Consider the following 2,038-nt stretch of genomic DNA (forward strand, 5'->3'; position numbering starts at 1 on the left):
CCTGGGGCCTGGCCGACGCGGGGGCCGGGGGCAGCAGCGCGGGCTCGATCCCGGCGGCGGCGAGGCCCGCGGGGGCGGTCTCGGCGAGGGGGACGCCGTAGCGGGCGAGCCGCAGCGGCATCAGCGACTCCACCGGGGCCTTGCGGCGCCAGCCGCGGCCGAACCGGGAGCGGAGCCGGGCCTGGTAGACGAGCCGCTCCTGCTCCAGCTTGATCACCTGGTCGTAGGAGCGCAGCTCCCACAGCTTCATGCGCCGCCAGAGCAGGAAGGTGGGCACCGGTGAGAGCAGCCACCGGGTCATGCGCACGCCTTCCATGTGCTTGTCGGCGGTGATGTCCGCGATGCGCCCGATGGCGTGCCGGGCGGCTTCGACGGCGACGACGAAGAGCACCGGGATGACGGCGTGCATGCCGGTGCCCAGCGGGTCGGGCCAGGCGGCGGCGCCGTTGAAGGCGATGGTGGCGGCGGTCAGGAGCCAGGCGGTCTGCCGCAGCAGCGGGAAGGGGATGCGGATCCAGGTCAGCAGGAGGTCCAGGGCCAGCAGGACGCAGATGCCCGCGTCGATGCCGATGGGGAAGACCACCGAGAAGCCGCCGAAGCCCTTCTTCTCGGCCAGCTCGCGCACGGCCGCGTACGACCCCGCGAAACCGATTCCGGCAATGACGACCGCACCGGCGACGACCACTCCGATGAGTATCCGGTGCATCCGTGTGAGCTGCATCGCGGCCACCCGCGAACCCCTCCCTGTTCAGCCTCTGCCGGCCTTACTGCGCGCCTGTGTCGGCTTGTTGCGAGCGACAGCCTGGCACACGTGTGCGCGCGGGCCACGGCCCGGTACGCCCGGAGCCCGGCCCCTCGGGGGCCGGGCTCCGTCAAACGGCTTGCTTATGCGGCGAATTGTGACCCGGCGTCAGGACTTGCTCTTGGACGCACTCGACTTCGAGCCGTCGGACTTCGCGGAATCGGACTTGGCGTCGTCCGACTTCGGGGCCCCGGACTTCTTGGAGTCGTCACCCTTCCCGGAGTCGTCGCCCTTCTCGGACGCGTCGCCCTTCGGCTTCTCGCTCGGGCCGCTCGGGTCCGAGGCCTTGCCGCCGCCCTGGTTGGCGGAGACGACGGAGGCCGCCGCCTCCTTGGCGGCCTTCTCGGCGGACTTCGAGAGGTCACCGGCGTCCGGCGACTTGTCGCCCGCGAGACCCGCGCCGTTGTAGTCGACCGTGACGACCGCGTTCTCGACACGGGCCACGACCGTCTGCTGCTTGAAGGTGTCCTTGTCCTTCTTCAGGTCGTACCGCACGAGCGTCGCCTGGTCGCCGATGCCCTGCACCGGCTCCGCCTTGGCGTCCTTCGCGCCCTTGGTCGCCTGGGCGTCCGCGACCTGCTTGGCGAAGTTGTCCTGTGCGCGCTTGGCGCCGCTGCCGAGCGAGGCGTCGGAGTCGAAGCGCAGCAGCGAGACGCGCAGCCAGCGGAACTGCGAACCGTCCACACCGTTGTTGTCCAGGCTGTCCCAGGAGCAGCTCCCGCGCACGGCCGTGTCGTTGGACGTACCGGCCTTGCCGGTCTTGTCCTTCGCCGCGGGCACCAGGCCTTCGAGCGACTTCTTCGACAGGACCTCGCAGGGCTCGGGGAGCTTGCTGAAGGCGGCCTTCTCGACGCTCGGGGCCTTGTCCCCGCCCTTGGCCGACGCGGAGGCCTTGCTGCCCGAGTCCTTCTTGGCCGCCTCGTCGGAGCCGGAGCCGGAGTCCGAGGAGCAGCCGGAGGCGACGAGGATCACCGGTACGGCGGCCGCGCAGACGAGGAGGCGGCTGCGGAGCTGTCGCTTTCGCTGTGCAGGTCGGTGCATGGTTCCTTCACTCAGTTCGTCTCGTGACGTCCGGTTCGTCTCGTGACGTCGTCGGGGTCCGAGTGGCCACCGTACGCGCATGGGACGAGGGACGGCTCTGCTTCGCGGGGTGCGGGGACGCTTCGGCGGGTGCGGGGACCGCCGCCTACTCGTCGAACTTCGACACCAGGCTGTCGGCCAGCTCCTGCGCTTTGT

At 70.7% G+C, this 2,038-nt stretch carries 2 protein-coding genes; both read right to left on the bottom strand.

Features of this window, described 5'->3' with window-relative positions:
* On the bottom strand, window positions 1-721 hold a 721-nt coding region (locus AB8Z36_RS38790; protein WP_369218063.1), incomplete at its 3' end, for a DUF2637 domain-containing protein.
* A 189-nt stretch (window positions 722-910) separates the two neighbouring features.
* Window positions 911-1,843 (bottom strand): DUF3558 domain-containing protein, encoded by a 933-nt coding sequence (locus AB8Z36_RS38795; RefSeq protein ID WP_369218064.1) that lies wholly within the window; start codon window positions 1,841-1,843, stop codon window positions 911-913.
* Window positions 1,844-2,038 lie beyond the last annotated feature (195 nt).

The sequence above is a fragment of the Streptomyces flavofungini genome, from assembly GCF_041028215.1.
Taxonomy (GTDB): Bacteria; Actinomycetota; Actinomycetes; order Streptomycetales; family Streptomycetaceae; genus Streptomyces; species Streptomyces flavofungini_B.

Bases quoted from the DNA above. Each gene is read 5' to 3' on its own strand.
- AB8Z36_RS38795 (WP_369218064.1), bottom strand. From the start codon at position 1,843: ATGCACCGACCTGCACAGCGAAAGCGACAGCTCCGCAGCCGCCTCCTC.